General features: G+C 71.9%; 13 protein-coding genes, 2 pseudogenes and 1 riboswitch. Of the genes and pseudogenes, 12 read left to right on the forward strand and 3 right to left on the reverse strand.

Features of this window, described 5'->3' with window-relative positions:
* Positions 1 to 172 precede the first annotated feature (172 nt).
* Positions 173 to 283: riboswitch (TPP riboswitch) on the forward strand.
* The 3 genes from ACK4LS_RS13670 (at position 275) to ACK4LS_RS13680 (ending at position 3182) form a co-directional block, all read left to right on the forward strand.
* The gene (locus ACK4LS_RS13670) at positions 275 to 925 is read left to right on the forward strand and encodes an ECF transporter S component (RefSeq protein ID WP_409718291.1); all 651 of its coding nucleotides are present in this window, start codon (positions 275 to 277) and stop codon (positions 923 to 925) included. Its footprint overlaps the riboswitch before it by 9 nt.
* Entirely contained in the window at positions 925 to 2397 is a 1473-nt protein-coding gene (locus tag ACK4LS_RS13675; protein WP_409718294.1) for an ABC transporter ATP-binding protein, read from the forward strand. The genes ACK4LS_RS13670 and ACK4LS_RS13675 overlap by 1 nt, the downstream gene beginning before the upstream one ends.
* An 8-nt stretch (positions 2398 to 2405) precedes the next feature.
* On the forward strand, positions 2406 to 3182 hold the full coding sequence (locus ACK4LS_RS13680; protein WP_409718297.1) for an energy-coupling factor transporter transmembrane component T family protein: 777 nt from the start codon (positions 2406 to 2408) through the stop codon (positions 3180 to 3182).
* A 125-nt stretch (positions 3183 to 3307) separates the two neighbouring features.
* Here the strand turns inward: ACK4LS_RS13680 and ACK4LS_RS13685 are convergent, their stop codons facing one another.
* A complete protein-coding gene (locus ACK4LS_RS13685; protein WP_409718299.1) occupies positions 3308 to 3643 on the reverse strand; it encodes a GNAT family N-acetyltransferase in 336 nt (111 codons plus the stop codon).
* A 300-nt stretch (positions 3644 to 3943) separates the two neighbouring features.
* On the opposite strand from ACK4LS_RS13685, the gene ACK4LS_RS13690 reads away from it, so the two are divergent.
* From ACK4LS_RS13690 to ACK4LS_RS13705, 4 genes are read left to right on the forward strand one after another with little or no spacing between them, the layout of a single operon-like run.
* A complete protein-coding gene (locus ACK4LS_RS13690; RefSeq protein ID WP_409718301.1) occupies positions 3944 to 4909 on the forward strand; it encodes a hypothetical protein in 966 nt (321 codons plus the stop codon).
* Positions 4910 to 4954: 45 nt separating this feature from the next.
* Positions 4955 to 5716, forward strand: a complete 762-nt coding sequence (locus tag ACK4LS_RS13695) for an SDR family NAD(P)-dependent oxidoreductase (RefSeq protein ID WP_409718304.1) — start codon at positions 4955 to 4957, stop codon at positions 5714 to 5716.
* Positions 5713 to 6489: an enoyl-CoA hydratase/isomerase family protein gene (locus ACK4LS_RS13700; RefSeq protein ID WP_409718307.1), complete on the forward strand. Its 777-nt coding sequence runs from the start codon at positions 5713 to 5715 to the stop codon at positions 6487 to 6489. The genes ACK4LS_RS13695 and ACK4LS_RS13700 overlap by 4 nt, the downstream gene beginning before the upstream one ends.
* Positions 6486 to 7340 (forward strand): SDR family oxidoreductase, encoded by an 855-nt coding sequence (locus ACK4LS_RS13705; protein WP_409718310.1) that lies wholly within the window; start codon positions 6486 to 6488, stop codon positions 7338 to 7340. The genes ACK4LS_RS13700 and ACK4LS_RS13705 overlap by 4 nt, the downstream gene beginning before the upstream one ends.
* Before the next feature lie 175 nt (positions 7341 to 7515).
* Here the strand turns inward: ACK4LS_RS13705 and ACK4LS_RS13710 are convergent, their stop codons facing one another.
* Entirely contained in the window at positions 7516 to 8358 is an 843-nt protein-coding gene (locus ACK4LS_RS13710; RefSeq protein ID WP_409718313.1) for a Cof-type HAD-IIB family hydrolase, read from the reverse strand.
* A 68-nt stretch (positions 8359 to 8426) separates the two neighbouring features.
* Positions 8427 to 8693: pseudogene (locus ACK4LS_RS13715) on the reverse strand (family 1 glycosylhydrolase); the annotation flags it as partial.
* A gap of 210 nt (positions 8694 to 8903) precedes the next feature.
* Here ACK4LS_RS13715 and rlmN point away from each other — a divergent pair.
* From rlmN to ACK4LS_RS13740, 5 genes and pseudogenes are all read left to right on the forward strand, one after another.
* Entirely contained in the window at positions 8904 to 10217 is a 1314-nt protein-coding gene (gene rlmN / locus ACK4LS_RS13720; RefSeq protein WP_409718316.1) for a 23S rRNA (adenine(2503)-C(2))-methyltransferase RlmN, read from the forward strand.
* Between the two features lie 257 nt (positions 10218 to 10474).
* Positions 10475 to 11350, forward strand: a complete 876-nt coding sequence (locus tag ACK4LS_RS13725) for an ABC transporter ATP-binding protein (protein WP_409718319.1) — start codon at positions 10475 to 10477, stop codon at positions 11348 to 11350.
* Positions 11347 to 12150 (forward strand): ABC transporter permease, encoded by an 804-nt coding sequence (locus tag ACK4LS_RS13730; protein WP_409718322.1) that lies wholly within the window; start codon positions 11347 to 11349, stop codon positions 12148 to 12150. Before ACK4LS_RS13725 ends, ACK4LS_RS13730 begins: the two co-directional genes overlap by 4 nt.
* 172 nt (positions 12151 to 12322) lie before the next feature.
* On the forward strand, positions 12323 to 13336 hold the full coding sequence (locus ACK4LS_RS13735; RefSeq protein ID WP_409718325.1) for an aldo/keto reductase family protein: 1014 nt from the start codon (positions 12323 to 12325) through the stop codon (positions 13334 to 13336).
* 255 nt (positions 13337 to 13591) lie between these two features.
* Positions 13592 to 13957 (forward strand): annotated as a pseudogene (locus ACK4LS_RS13740) (DUF4407 domain-containing protein); the annotation flags it as partial.

Consider the following 13957-nt stretch of genomic DNA (forward strand, 5'->3'; position numbering starts at 1 on the left):
TTCCGCGGGCGGCGTCGTGCCCGGCGTCGTGCCCGGCGTGGTGGCATCCGCCGAGGGCACGGCATCCGGTGTCTCGGACGGTGACGGCACCAGACCCTCCGGCGCGCGCTGCGGGGCCGGGGTCTGCTCGTTCACCCGCCCACGCTACCCCGGTCGTCTGTCTATACTCGTCAGCACAACCCACGGGAGTCCGGTGAGCCGGGCTGAGAGGAAGCGAATCCACGCTTCGACCGTCGAACCTGACCCGGATCATGCCGGCGCAGGGAGGAGAGAAATGCACACGTCGACGTCTGCGCGCACGGCCGGAGCCGTCAACGGCACCGGAGCCCCCGCGAACCGCTTCCGCTGGCGGGTCGTCGACATCGTCGTCGCCGCCGTCCTCGGCGTCGCGATCGGCCTCGTCTTCTGGGGCTGGAACACGGTCGGCGGGCTCTGGTTCGCCGCGATGGACGGACTGACCCCCGGTCTGGGCGGCATCGCCGTGGGGATCTGGCTGCTCGGCGGCGTCGTGGGCGGGCTGATCATCCGCAAGCCGGGTGCGGCGCTGCTCGTCGAGGTGATCGCGGCGATCGTCTCCGCCCTCATCGGCAACGTGTGGGGCATCAGCACCGTCGTCTCGGGTCTCGCGCAGGGTCTGGGCGCCGAGCTGATCTTCCTCGCCTTCCTGTACCTGCGCTTCACGCTCCCGGTCGCGATGCTCGCGGGCGTCGGCGCCGGCATCGGCGCGTGGGTCAATGAGCTCTTCGTCGGCAGCTCGCCCAACATCGCCAAGACGGTGGAGTTCAACCTCATCTACCTCGGCTCGCTCATCGTCTCGGGTGCGCTGCTGGCCGGTCTCGTCGGCTGGCTGCTCGTGCGCGCTCTCGCCGCGACCGGGGCGCTCAGCCGCTTCGCCGCCGGGCGGGAAGCGCGCCGCGACGTCTGATGCCGGGCCCCGCGCGCGTCGACGTCGAGGGCTGGGGGTGGCGCTACGCCGGTCGCAAGCTCCCCGCCACGCGTGACGTCGACCTGACGATCGAGCCCGGCGAGCGGGTGCTGCTCCTGGGGGCCTCGGGGGCGGGGAAGTCGACACTGCTCGCCGGTCTCGCGGGGCTGCTCGGAGGGAGCGACGAGGGCGAGGCCACCGGCCGCATCCTCGTCGACGGACAGGATCCGCAGACCCAGCGCGGGCGCATCGGACTCGTCCTGCAAGACCCCGAGGCCGGCATCGTGCTGTCCAGAGTGGGCGACGACGTCGCCTTCGGCTGCGAGAACCTCGGGGTGCCGGCCGCCGACATCCCCGCGCGCGTCGCCGAAGCCGTGGCATCCGTGGGTCTCGCGGTGCCGTTCGACCGGGCGACCAAGGCGCTCTCGGGCGGGCAGAAGCAGCGGCTCGCTCTCGCGGGCGTGCTCGCCATGCGGCCCGGTCTGCTGCTGCTCGACGAGCCGACCGCCAACCTCGACCCCGTCGGCGTCGCCGAGGTGCGTGCCGCCGTGGAGTCGGTCGTCGCGCGCGAGGGCACCACCCTCGTACTCATCGAGCACCGCACCGCGGTGTGGGCCGACCTCATGACGCGCGTCGTCGTGCTCGCCCCCGGCGGCGGGGTGCTCGCGGACGGCCCTCCCGATCGCGTGTTCGCCGCGCACGGCGACGCGCTCGCCGCGGCCGGGGTGTGGGTGCCCGGGCGTCCCGTCGATCTCCCGTTGGCCCCGCCGCCGGCGACCACGGATGCCGTGCTCGCAGCCCGCGGGCTCACGATCGGTCGCGACAAGCGCACCGTGGTGGCATCTGGTCTCGACCTCGGGGTGCTTCGTGGAGCCGGGACGGTGGTGACCGGACCAAACGGCGCCGGCAAGTCGACGCTCGCGCTGACCCTCGCGGGGCTGCTGCCGGAGGTGTCGGGCGAGGTCGTCGCCGACGCCGCGCTCGCGACCCGCGGGGTGCGCCGGCCCTCGCGCTGGCGCTCCACGGAGCTGCTCACGCGCATCGGCACCGTGTTCCAAGAACCCGAGCACCAGTTCCTCGCCCCGACCCTGCGCGACGAGCTCGCCGTCGGACCGCGGGCCCTGCGGATGCCGGCGGCCCGGGTCGACGCGATCGTCGATGAACTGCTCGAACGGCTGGATCTGGCATCCCTCGCCCTCGCCAACCCCTTCACGCTGTCGGGCGGTCAGAAGAGGCGCCTGTCGGTGGCGACGGTGCTCGCCGCATCGCCCGAGGTGATCGTGCTCGACGAGCCCACGTTCGGGCAGGACCGTCGAGGCTGGGGCGAGCTCGTCGGCCTCCTCCAGCGCGAGATCGCGCGCGGGCGCACGGTGATCGCGGTCACCCATGACGCCGACGTCGTGCGGCACCTCGGTCAGCACCGCATCGAGCTCGATCTCGCCGCGGCCGTCGCGGGCGCAGGCGCGGCGTGAGTGCGGTCGTGGCCTCACCGTCGCGCGCAGCCGCCTGGCTCGACGGCGTGAACCCGGTCGCCAAGGTCGCGATCGTGATCGTGCTGGCGGTCCCCCTGCTCGTGTCGATCGACGCCGTGAGCGCGGCGACGGCGCTGGCGCTCGAGATGCTCGCGGTCCCGCTGACGGGGCTCCGCTACCGGGTCGTGCTGGCGCGGATGCTGCCGGTGCTCGCGTTCGCGCCGGTCGCCGCGCTCAGCATGCTGCTGTACGCGCGGCCGGGCGGGACCGTCTACGGCACCTTCCTGTTCGCCACCGTCAGCGACGCCTCGATCTCGCTCTCGCTCGCGGTGCTCTTGCGCGTGCTCGCGCTGGCCCTGCCGATGATCCTGCTCTTCTCACGCACCGACCCCACCGAACTCGCCGACGCCCTCGCCCAGGTCGCGAAGCTCCCGAGCCGGTTCGTGCTCGGCGTGCTCGCGGGGGCGCGCACCGTGGGTCTCTTCGTCGACGACTGGCGCACCATGAGCCTCGCCCGCCGCGCCCGCGGCCTCGGCGACCGGGGTGCGGTGCGACGGTTCCTGTCGATGGCCTTCGTGCTGCTCGTCTTCGCGGTGCGCCGCGGCACGACCCTGGCGACGGCGATGGAGGCCCGCGGGTTCGGAGCCGACATCCCGCGCACGTGGTCGCGCCCGTCGACGCTGTCGGCCCGGGATGCCGTCGCCCTCGTCGGTGCGCTCGCGCTCATCGCCGCGGCCCTGGGGGCGGCGGTGGCGTCGGGGGCGTTCCGGGTGGTGGGGACGTGACCCCTCCCGTGAGCGTCCGGAACACGCCGATGTCCGTCGGATGGAGGGGCGTGTTCCGCGCGCCCGAGGAGGGGCGGCCGTGCGGCCGGCGCGTGCGCCGGAGATCGAGCGGAGCCCCGCTCGGCTCAGAACACGTACTCGAAGCACAGCGAGCGCGGCATCGTCTCGATGTACGGCTCATAGACGGGAATCGGCGTGAAGCCCGAGGCGGCGTACATGCGCAGCGATTCGGGCTGCATCCGACCGCTCTGCAGGATCACCCGGTGCGCGCCGCCGCGGCGCGCGAGGTGCACGACCTCGGCGGTGAGCGCACGGCCCACGCCGCGTCGACGTGCGGCCTCGACCACGATGAGGCGTTTGAGCTCCCATTCCCCGTCGAGGCGGCGCAGCATCACGTGCCCGAGCGGGGTGTCGTCGGCATCCACCGCGATGAGGGTCGCGACGATCTGCTCGGGATGCACGGCCAGGGCCGCGGCGCGCTTCGCGGCGATCTCGGGGGAGTCGTCGGCGTCGGCCCCGCGGTAACGCTCGTCGAGGTCGTCGTCCAGGATGCCGCGTAGCCGGACGGCGCGGGGGTCGTCGACGGCGACACCCTCGATGCGGAACGGGTTCGCTCACCGTAGGAGCCTACGAGTCCGCGGGGGCCTGCGGGGTCCGGCGACGCCGCAGTAGCCGGGGAGGGCGGCGGCCATTCCGATGCTCCTCCCGCGTCGTCGAGGGCACCGGCGTCGGCGGGGCAGAATGAGCGGAGGGGAGGTGCCATGAACATGGCGGTGGGGTTGTTGGCGGTGACCGTGGCCGTCGCGGCGGTCGTGCTCTTCATCGCGCTGCCCCGCGTCGGCATGCCCGGACGCCTGACGCTGTTCCTGCGTTTCGCCGCGGTCGCGGGGGTGGCGGCGGTCGGCTCGAGCGCCATGTACTTCATCTACACGGCGGGCGGCGGCATCCTGACCCTCGTGCTCGGCGACGTGTCGATGGTGCTCGCCCCCGCTCTGCTGCTGGTCGCCGTGAGCGTTCTCGACGGCCGACGCGCACGGCGCACATCGCTCGGCGTCGTCGCCGGGGCCCTCGCGGTCGCGATCGCGAGCGCGACGGTGCCGCTGCCCGGCTCGCTCGTGGTCAAGGCGCTCGCCCTCGCACTGGCCTGCGCGGCGTGCGCGTGGGTGGCCCTGCGCTCGAACGTCGAGCCGTTCGGCGCGATGCGGCTCATCGCCGTGGTCGACATCGCCTTCGCCGCGTACTGCGTCGCGCGGGTGGCGGTGGGCGTCATCGCGGGATGGGAGTCGCCCCTGTACCGCACGTGGTTCTCGTACGCGCCGGCCACGGTGCTCGGCGCGGTCGCGGTCGTGCTCGTCGGTGCGGCGGTGGTGCGCCTCCGCTTCGGGCCCCACGCGAGTGCCCCCGAGGTGGCGTGCCCGCACGGCGTGGCCGTGGTGGTCGGCGACTGGGACCTCGCCGTGACCGCCTACGGCACCGACCGCGTGCACGAGCTGGTGACGCAGCTGCGGGAGGCCGCGCGCGACCTCGACCCCGGCGCGGTCGACGTGCCGCGGGGCGTCGAGTCGACGCTGCCCGACCCGCTGGCGACGGTGGGCGACCGGTTGAGGGCCGAGTACGGATGGAAGTCGGAAGACGTCATCCTGCTCGTCGACGGCGCCTCGACGGCGGCGGTCCGCACGCAGACCGGTCCCGTCTGGCGCCATCGACGAAGCTTCGGGCGATCCTGAGTCTCGACTAGGGTGGAACCGGGTTTCATCTTCGAAGGAGAAGGCATGGATATCGCGGGAGCATCCGCCCTCGTCACCGGGGGTGCCTCGGGGCTCGGACTCGCCACCGCCCGGCGCCTGGCCGGCGCCGGAGCGCACGTCACGATCGTCGACCTGCCGTCGTCGGCGGGGGCCGAGATCGCGGCCGAGCTGGGCGGCTCGTTCGCCGGCGCCGATGTGACGGATGCCGAGCAGATCGCCGCCGCCGCGGCCCTCGCCGCCGAGGCCGGACCGCTGCGCGTCGTGGTGAACTGCGCCGGCATCGCTCCTCCCGCGAAGGTGCTCGACCGCGACGGCGCCCCCACCGCGCTCGCCGACTTCGAGCGCGTCGTGCGCGTCAACCTCGTCGGCACGTTCAACGTCGTCGCCCAGACCTCGGCCGTGATCGCCCGGACCGCGCCGACCGCCGAGGGAGACCGCGGCGTCATCGTCAACACGGCGAGCGTCGCGGCGTTCGACGGGCAGATCGGCCAGCCCGCGTACGCGGCGAGCAAGGGCGGGGTGCACGCGATGACGCTGCCCATCGCGCGCGAGCTCGCCCGCCACGGCATCCGGGTGGTCACCGTGGCACCGGGGATCATGGAGACCCCGATGCTCAAGGGCCTCCCGCAGGCCGCGCAGGACTCGCTCGGTCAGCAGGTGCCCTACCCCTCGCGGCTCGGCGCCCCCGACGAATACGCGCGTCTCGTGCTCTCGATCGTCGACAACGGCTACCTCAACGGCGAGACCATCCGCCTCGACGGCGCGATCCGGATGGCGCCGAAATGACCGACGGCATCCTGCTGCACATCGGCGACGGCCTGGCCCGCGTCACCTTCGACCGGCCCGCCTCGCTCAACGCGATGGACTTCCCGATGGCGCGCCGCTGGCGCGAGGTGGCGCACGAGGTCACGTCCGATCCCTCGGTCGGGGCGGTGATCCTGGATGCAGGCGGCCCCGCGTTCTGCGCCGGCGGCGACGTGGTCGCGATGTCGACGAGCAGATCCTCCGGCGCCGACGTGACCGCGACCGCCGAGGCGATTCACGACGGCATCCGCACCTTCGTCGAGGCGCCGTTGCCGATGGTCGCCGCCGTCCAGGGCGCCGTCGCCGGTGGTGGACTCGGTCTCATGCTGACCGCCGACTACGTCGTCGCGAGCGAGAACGCCCGGTTCGTCAGCCGGTACGCCAACATCGGCCTGACCCCCGACCTCGGGGTGTCGACGCTGCTCCCCGCGGCCATCGGGCAGCGGCGTGCCCTGCAGCTGCTGCTGCAGGACCGCATGCTGGATGCCGCGGAGGCTCGGGACTGGGGGCTCGTCGCCGAGGTCGTGGCATCCGGTGACCTGGCGGCGCGGGTCGAGGAGATCGCCCGGTTCTGGCTGGAGGGGGCGACCGCCGCGTTCGGTCAGGCCACGCGGCTGGTTCGCGTCGGCGCCGGGCGGACCTTCGCCGAGAACCTCGCCGACGAGGCCCGGACCATCGGCGCCGCCTTCGACACACCCGAGGCGAGAGCGCGCGTCGCCGCGTTCGCCGCCGCCTCCGCGAAAGGACGCTCATGACCACGTCGTCTTCTTCCGCCGCTCCGCTGGCCGGCAAGACCGTCCTGATGTCGGGCGGCAGCCGCGGGATCGGTCTGGCGATCGCGCTGCGCGCGGCGCGCGACGGGGCGAACATCGCGCTCCTGGCCAAGACCGACACCCCGCATCCGAAGCTCGAGGGCACCGTGCACACCGCGGCCGAGGCGATCCGCGCCGCGGGCGGACGAGCCCTGCCGATCGTCGGCGACGTGCGCGACGAGGCGTCGATCACCGAGGCGGTGCTGCGCACGGTGGGGGAGTTCGGTGGCATCGACATCGTCGTCAACAACGCCAGCGTCATCGACCTGTCGGGCTCCCTCGAGCTCGCGACGAAGAAGTACGACCTGATGCAGGACGTGAACGTGCGCGGCACGTTCCTGCTCTCGCGGGCGGCCGTGCCGCAGCTTCGCGACGCGGCGAACCCGCACATCCTCTCGCTCTCGCCGCCCCTCAATGTGACGCCGAGATGGCTCGGCGCCCACACCGGGTACAGCCTCGCGAAGTTCGGCATGACCATGGCGACGCTGGGCATCGCCGAGGAATTCGCCGGCGACGGGATCGCGGCGAACACCCTCTGGCCGCGCACGACGATCGCGACCGCCGCGGTGAAGAACGTCATCGGCGGCGACCGGCTCATGGCCGTCTCGCGCACGCCCGAGATCTACGCGGATGCCGCGTACGAGGTGCTGTGCGCGCCGTCGCGCGAGCTGACCGGGCGCACGCTGATCGTCGAGGACGTGCTCGAGGGTGCGGGTGTGACGGATTTCGCGCGGTACGCCGCCGTTCCCGGCACTCCCGACGCGGCGATGTACCCCGACATCTTCCTCGACTGACCTGCCGCGTCTCGGCGGCCGCGACCCGCTCGGTCGCTCGTCCGCTCCCGGGCGCACACGGCGTGCGTGGCCCCCGCCCCTCCATGCATAAACGCGATCGGCGCACAGAAACGCGCTGCGCACGCGTTTCTGCGCGCGAACGGCGTTTATGCGTGAGGGCGAGGGCCGCCCGGGCTCAGATCAGGCCCAGTTCGACGAAGGCGTTGTGCACGCCGTCGTCGAGCACGGCGGTGGTGACCCGGCCGGCGAGACGCTGCAGTTCGGGGACGGCGTTGCCCATGGCGACCGGGCTGCCGACGACCTCGAACATCTCGACGTCGTTCCAGCTGTCGCCGATGCCGACGGCATCCGCCGCCGACAGGCCGAGCAACGCGAGCACCTCGGTGATGGCCGAGCCCTTGGTGACCCCGGCCTGCCCGATCTCGCCGTTCGAGCCGCCGGGCAGGGGGATCGAGCCCGGGATGACGTGGAAGCCGGCGCCGAGGGCCTCGGCGGCGTGGGCCACGGTGTCGGCGGACGGGCTGACGAACACGGCCTTGGCGACCACGTCGCGGTCGACGTCGGCGATCGGTCGCGGTTCGCGCCAGAGGGGCTGCTCGGGCGGCAGGCCCTCGGCCTCGAGCTCCGCGGCACGGCGCGCGTGCCGCTCGCGCCGGTACTGCGTCATCACGGGCCCCATGCCGGGGCTGGCGAACACCCCGTCGTGCGTCTGCAGGAAGTAGTGGATGCCGTGGGCCTGGAAGTAGCGTTCCAGTTCTTCGACGTCGGCGCGGGGCATCGGGTGCTCCAGCACCAGCTCGTCGCCGCGGGTGGCGTAGGCGCCGCCGTTGGTGATCGCGCCGTCGAAGCCGATCGCCAGCACGTCGGGATGGATGTCGCCCGCCGAGCGGCCCGTGCTCAGCCACACGAGGTGCCCGTTCTCGCGCGCGCGGCGGATCGCCGGCCCGGTCGAGTCGGCGATCACCGATCCGTGCTCGAGGATCGTGCCGTCGACGTCGACGAAGGCGATGCGGGTCATGTGCACTCCAGAAGAGGATCGGCCCCGGGCCGTGGGGGGCCCGAGGCCGATCCGGTTTCGGTGGGGGATCAGCGCGTGAGCGACGCGCCGTTGGATCGGATGACGTCGGCGTACCAGCCGAACGACTTCTTCCGGTAGCGATCCAGCGTTCCGGAGCCGTCGTCGTTGCGGTCGACGTAGATGAAACCGTATCGCTTGCTCAGCTGGGCGGTGCTGGCGCTGACGATGTCGATGCAGCCCCACGAGGTGTACCCGAGCACGTCCACGCCGTCTTCCAGCGCCTCGCCGACCTGCACGAGGTGGTCGTTGAGGGAGGCGATGCGGTCGTCGTCGAGGTGGATGCCGTTGCGGACGGCACGGGACCGCCGTTGCGGGGAGCCGGCCGGCGGGGTCGCATCCGACGTGCCGCAGGACGTGGCGGGGCGTGGGCGTTGCGCACCCGCGGGATCCGGCCCTGTCATTCGTCGCGGGCGCGCTATTTCCTGCGCCGTGTCCGCGCGGCCGCGCCCAGCCGCGGCGCAGGAGCGCCCGGTACCCTTGAATCCATGACTGATCAGCCCCCCGTGCGCACCACCACGCCCCGGCAGGCGCGCCCCGCGGGGGCGCCGAGCGACACCGCCGTCCGCGAGACGCGTCCGAAAGACACCGGCATCCGCCAGGTGCGCCCGAAGACCGAGGGATGGCAGCAGGCCAAGGACGAGACTGGTCGTCCGCTGCTGCAGTTCGCCAGCCCCAAGCGCGGCAAGCCGCCCGTGCACCTCGCCGACCTCACGCACGACGAACGTGTGGCGAAGCTGAAGGAGCTGGGCCTGCCGGGCTTCCGCGCGAAGCAGCTCGAGAAGCACTACTTCACGCACTACACCTCCGACCCCGCCGACATGACCGATCTGCCGGCATCCAGCCGTGACGACCTGGTCGCGGGCATGCTCCCGCCGCTGCTCACGGAGGTGCGCCGGCTCGAGACCGACCGCGGCGACACGATCAAGTTCCTCTGGAAGCTGCACGACGGCGCTCTCGTCGAGTCGGTGCTCATGCGTTACCCCGGCCGCATCACGTTGTGCGTGTCGAGCCAGGCCGGCTGCGGCATGAACTGCCCCTTCTGCGCGACCGGACAGGCGGGCCTCACGCGCAACATGTCGGCGGCCGAGATCATCGAGCAGATCGTGCGCGCCAACGCCCTCATCGCCGCCGGCGGCCTCGGCGGCAAGAAGAGCTCCGACCACTCGCTCGATCGCGTCTCGAACATCGTCTTCATGGGCATGGGCGAGCCGCTCGCGAACTACGCCCGCGTCATGCAGGCCGTGCGCGTCATGGTCGACAAGGAGCACGGGCTCGGCATGAGCGCGCGCGGCATCACGGTGTCGACGGTCGGGCTCGTCCCGGCGATCAAGAAGCTCGCCGACGAAGACATCCCGGTGACCTTCGCGCTGTCGCTGCACGCCCCCGACGACCACCTTCGCGACGAGCTCATCCCCGTGAACTCGAAGTGGAAGGTCGACGAGGCCCTGGATGCCGCCCGCTCCTACTTCGACAAGACCGGGCGCCGCGTGTCGATCGAATACGCCCTGATCAAAGACATGAACGACCACGCCTGGCGCGCTGATCTCCTCGCCGAGAAGCTGAACGCCCGCGGCCGGGGCTGGGTGCACGTGAACCCCATCCCGCTGAACCCGACGCCGGGGTCGATCTGGACGGCATCCGAGGTGCCCGTGCAGAACGAGTTCGTGCGACGCCTGAACGACGCCGGCATCCCGACGACCCTCCGCGACACCCGCGGCAAGGAGATCGACGGGGCCTGCGGCCAGCTCGTCGCGACCGAAGAAGACGAGGCCGCCGCCGAGGCGACGCCGGTCGGCTGACGCCGCGCCGTCGGCCCCGCGCCGTCGGCCCCGCGCGCGCTGCCGTGCGCGTCGGCGCCGGCGCTCCGCCGACGTGCGCTCGGCCACCGGACGCATAAACGCGATTCGCGCGCGGAAACACGGTGACGACGCGTTTATGCGCGCGGATCGCGTTTATGCGCCGGGGGTGCCTCGGCTGAGCGGGTTCGCGGAGGATGGATGCCGGATTCACCGGTCCGCCGTGTCGGTCGGTGCCCCGCGCCCACCAGACTGAGCACATGAGCGAATCCGTCGTGCGGGTCGAGAACCTGCGCAAGACCTATCGCGGCGGGGTCGAGGCGCTGCGCGGAGTCACCTTCGACATCCGGCGCGGAGAGACGTTCGCGGTGCTCGGACCCAACGGCGCGGGCAAGAGCACGGTCATCGAGATCCTCGAGGGCTATCGCGACCGCACGAGCGGCGAGGTGAGCGTGCTCGGTGTCGACCCGCACCGCGGCGGGCTCGACTGGAAGGCGCGGCTGGGCATCGTGCTGCAGAACACGGGCGAGGCGCCCACCGCGACGGTGCGGGAGCTGCTGGCGCACTTCGCCTCGTTCTACCCGCGCCCGCGCGACGTCGACGAGGTGATCGCATCCGTGGGACTCAGCGAGAAGGCCAAGGTCAGCGTGCGCAAGCTCTCGGGCGGCCAGCGCCGCCGCGTCGACGTGGCGCTGGGCATCATCGGGCGCCCGGAGCTGCTGTTCCTCGACGAACCCACGACCGGTTTCGACCCCGAGGTGCGTCGGCAGTTCTGGAACCTCATCCGGAGCCTGCAGAGTGAGGGCACCACGATCCTTTTGACCACCCACTACCTCGACGAGGCCGCGGAGCTCGCGGAACGTGCGGCGATCATCGTCGCCGGGGAGGTGGCATCCGTCGGCCGGATCGACGACCTCGGCGGTCCCGAGGCGCGCGTGCCGATCGTGCGGTGGCGCGAGGGCGGGGAGGTGCACGAGGACCGCACCGACGATCCCGGTGCGGTCGTCGCGGCGCTGTTCGCCCGACTGGGCGAGCCGGAGCGGCTCGAGGTCGTGCGGCCCAGCCTCGAAGACGTCTACCTCTCGTTCCTGGGTGACGAGGCGCGACGCACAGCCGCTGCGGGAGGCGTCGCGTGAGCCGCGTGCTGCGGCTGGGGGCCGCACGCATCGCGTTCGAGGTGCGCTCGTACTTCCGCCAGGGCGACTCGGTGTTCTTCACGTTCCTGTTCCCCGTGATGATCCTGCTCATCTTCGCGGTGGCCTTCGACGCCCAGACCTTCGGCCCGCCGGGTGACGAAGTGGATGCCGCGCAGTTCTACCTCCCCGCGATGCTCGCCGCCGGCGTGCTGCTGTCGGGGCTGCAGAACATGTCGATCGACATCGCGATGGAGCGCAGCGACGGCACGCTCAAGCGCCTGGGCGGCACGCCACTGAGCCCCGTGTCGTACTTCATCGGCAAGCTCGGGCAGGTGCTGGTGACCGGCCTGCTGCAGTCCGTGCTGCTCATCGTCGTCGCCGCGGTGTTCTTCGGCGTTCCGCTGCCCACGGAGCCGGAGCGCTGGCTCACCTTCGCGTGGGTGTTCCTGCTGGGCGTGACCACGTGCGCGATCCTCGGCATCGGCCTCTCGGCGTTGCCGCGTACCGGTCGCAGCGCCACGGGCGTCGTCATCCCCATCGTGCTGCTGCTGCAGTTCATCTCGGGCGTGTACATCAATTTCGCGGCGCTTCCGGAGTGGCTGCAGAACATCGCGAGTGTCTTCCCGCTCAAGTGGCTCGCTCAGGGTTTCCGATCGGTGTTCCTGCCCGAGGGCTTCGCCGCCGCAGAGCCCTCCGGGTCGTGGGACCACCCGCTGATCCTGCTCGTGACGGGGCTGTGGCTGGTGGTCGGGCTCGCGCTGGTGCGCGTGACGTTCCGGTGGATCCGGAAGGACGCGTGACGCCGCGCCGCGTATCCACCGGGAGGGCGGCCCCGCGCCGTTCCCCACGCATACACGCTTTCGGCGCCCATAAACGCGCTCTCCTCGCGTTTTCGCGAGCGGAAAGCGTTTATGCGAGGGGGAGCACGGATGCCGCGGCCCCGGTGTCGGTGGCCGGGTCTAGCGTGGAGACATGGTCGGTTATCGCTACCTCGGAAACAGTGGATTCAAGATCTCGGAGATCACCCTCGGCAACTGGGTGACGCACGGGTCGCAGGTCGGTGACGACGCCGCGATCAAGACCGTGCATGCCGCGCTCGACGCGGGCATCACCACGTTCGACACCGCCGACACCTACGCCAACACGGCGGCCGAGACGGTGCTCGGCAAGGCCCTCGAGGGCCAGCGTCGCGAATCGCTCGAGATCTTCACGAAGGTCTATTTCCCCACCGGTCCCGGGGGTCCGAACGACACCGGGCTCAGCCGCAAGCACATCATGGACTCCATCAACGGCTCGCTGAAGCGCCTCGGCACCGACTACGTCGACCTCTACCAGGCGCACCGCTTCGACTACGAGACGCCGCTCGAAGAGACCTTCCAGGCCTTCGCCGACGTCGTGCGGCAGGGCAAGGCGCTCTACATCGGCGTATCCGAGTGGACCGCCGAACAGCTGCGCGAGGGCCACGCCCTGGCGAAGCAGCTCGGCATCCAGCTCATCTCGAACCAGCCGCAGTACTCCATGCTGTGGCGTGTGATCGAGGGCAAGGTCGTACCGACGAGCGAAGAGCTCGGCATCTCGCAGATCGTCTGGTCGCCCATGGCGCAGGGCGTGCTGAGCGGCAAGTACCTCCCCGGCCAGCCCGTGCCCGAGGGCTCGCGCGCGACCGACGAGAAGAGCGGCGCCACCTTCATCAAGCGCTTCCTGCGCGACGAGACGCTCGAGGCCGTTCAGCGGCTCAAGCCCATCGCCGATGAGGCCGGGCTCGCCATGCCGCAGCTGGCGATCGCGTGGGTTCTGCAGAATCCCAACATCGCCGCCGCGCTCGTCGGCGCCTCGCGTCCCGAGCAGCTCGCCGACACCGTGAAGGCCTCGGGCGTGACCCTGGATGCCGACACCCTCGCCGCCATCGACGAGGCGCTCGGCGACGAAGTGTTCTCCGACCCCGAGAACACGTACGAGGTCTCGCCGAAGAAGCGCCTGGTCTGACGCACGACGGAAGCGGGCCGGGTCCCCTCCCGGCCCGCTTCCGTCGTGCGTGCCACGGGCCGCTGCGGCGGCGAAACGACCCGTGTTCGCCGAGGTCACGCGGGATTCGTCGCCATAGCGGGTCATCTCGCGCAAACCGTGTGATCTCGGCGGGGCGGGGTGCGCCGCGGGCGCGGGCGCGGGCGGGGTCGGGGCGCGGGCGGGGCCTCAGGCCCCGCTCAGCAGACGGCAGGAATCGCGTCGTACCCTGTGCGAATGTCCTTTTCCGCTCACCGGCCGGGCCGCTTCGGCTCCGATGGCCGTATCGAGTTCACGACGGACGAGGAACGAGAGCAGTATCTCGATGACATCCTCGCCGCCCAGAACGCGGCGAACCCCGACGCCGCTCCCCAGGATCACACTTCCGAGCCGTGGGGTGCCCCGCCCGTCGACGACGAGCCGCGCGACCCCTCGACCGACGACGAGACCGTTCCCCTCGATCGCGGAGAGCCGGCGCCGACCGCGCACGACGAGACCCTTCCCCTCGACCCCGAGCCCGCCGACGGCGTCCCCGCGGCCGACGACGCCCGCTCGGCCGGCGGCGTCCCCGCGGCCGACGAAGCCCGCGAGGTCGGCGAGGTT

Source organism: Microbacterium sp. (assembly GCF_046295495.1).
Classification (GTDB): domain Bacteria; phylum Actinomycetota; class Actinomycetes; order Actinomycetales; family Microbacteriaceae; genus Microbacterium.

Bases quoted from the DNA above. Each gene is read 5' to 3' on its own strand.
- ACK4LS_RS13670 (WP_409718291.1), top strand. From the start codon at position 275: ATGCACACGTCGACGTCTGCGCGCACGGCCGGAGCCGTCAACGGCACC.
- ACK4LS_RS13675 (WP_409718294.1), top strand. From the start codon at position 925: ATGCCGGGCCCCGCGCGCGTCGACGTCGAGGGCTGGGGGTGGCGCTAC.
- ACK4LS_RS13690 (WP_409718301.1), top strand. From the start codon at position 3,944: ATGAACATGGCGGTGGGGTTGTTGGCGGTGACCGTGGCCGTCGCGGCG.
- ACK4LS_RS13695 (WP_409718304.1), top strand. From the start codon at position 4,955: ATGGATATCGCGGGAGCATCCGCCCTCGTCACCGGGGGTGCCTCGGGG.
- ACK4LS_RS13700 (WP_409718307.1), top strand. From the start codon at position 5,713: ATGACCGACGGCATCCTGCTGCACATCGGCGACGGCCTGGCCCGCGTC.
- ACK4LS_RS13705 (WP_409718310.1), top strand. From the start codon at position 6,486: ATGACCACGTCGTCTTCTTCCGCCGCTCCGCTGGCCGGCAAGACCGTC.
- ACK4LS_RS13710 (WP_409718313.1), bottom strand. From the start codon at position 8,358: ATGACCCGCATCGCCTTCGTCGACGTCGACGGCACGATCCTCGAGCAC.
- rlmN (WP_409718316.1), top strand. From the start codon at position 8,904: ATGACTGATCAGCCCCCCGTGCGCACCACCACGCCCCGGCAGGCGCGC.
- ACK4LS_RS13725 (WP_409718319.1), top strand. From the start codon at position 10,475: ATGAGCGAATCCGTCGTGCGGGTCGAGAACCTGCGCAAGACCTATCGC.
- ACK4LS_RS13735 (WP_409718325.1), top strand. From the start codon at position 12,323: ATGGTCGGTTATCGCTACCTCGGAAACAGTGGATTCAAGATCTCGGAG.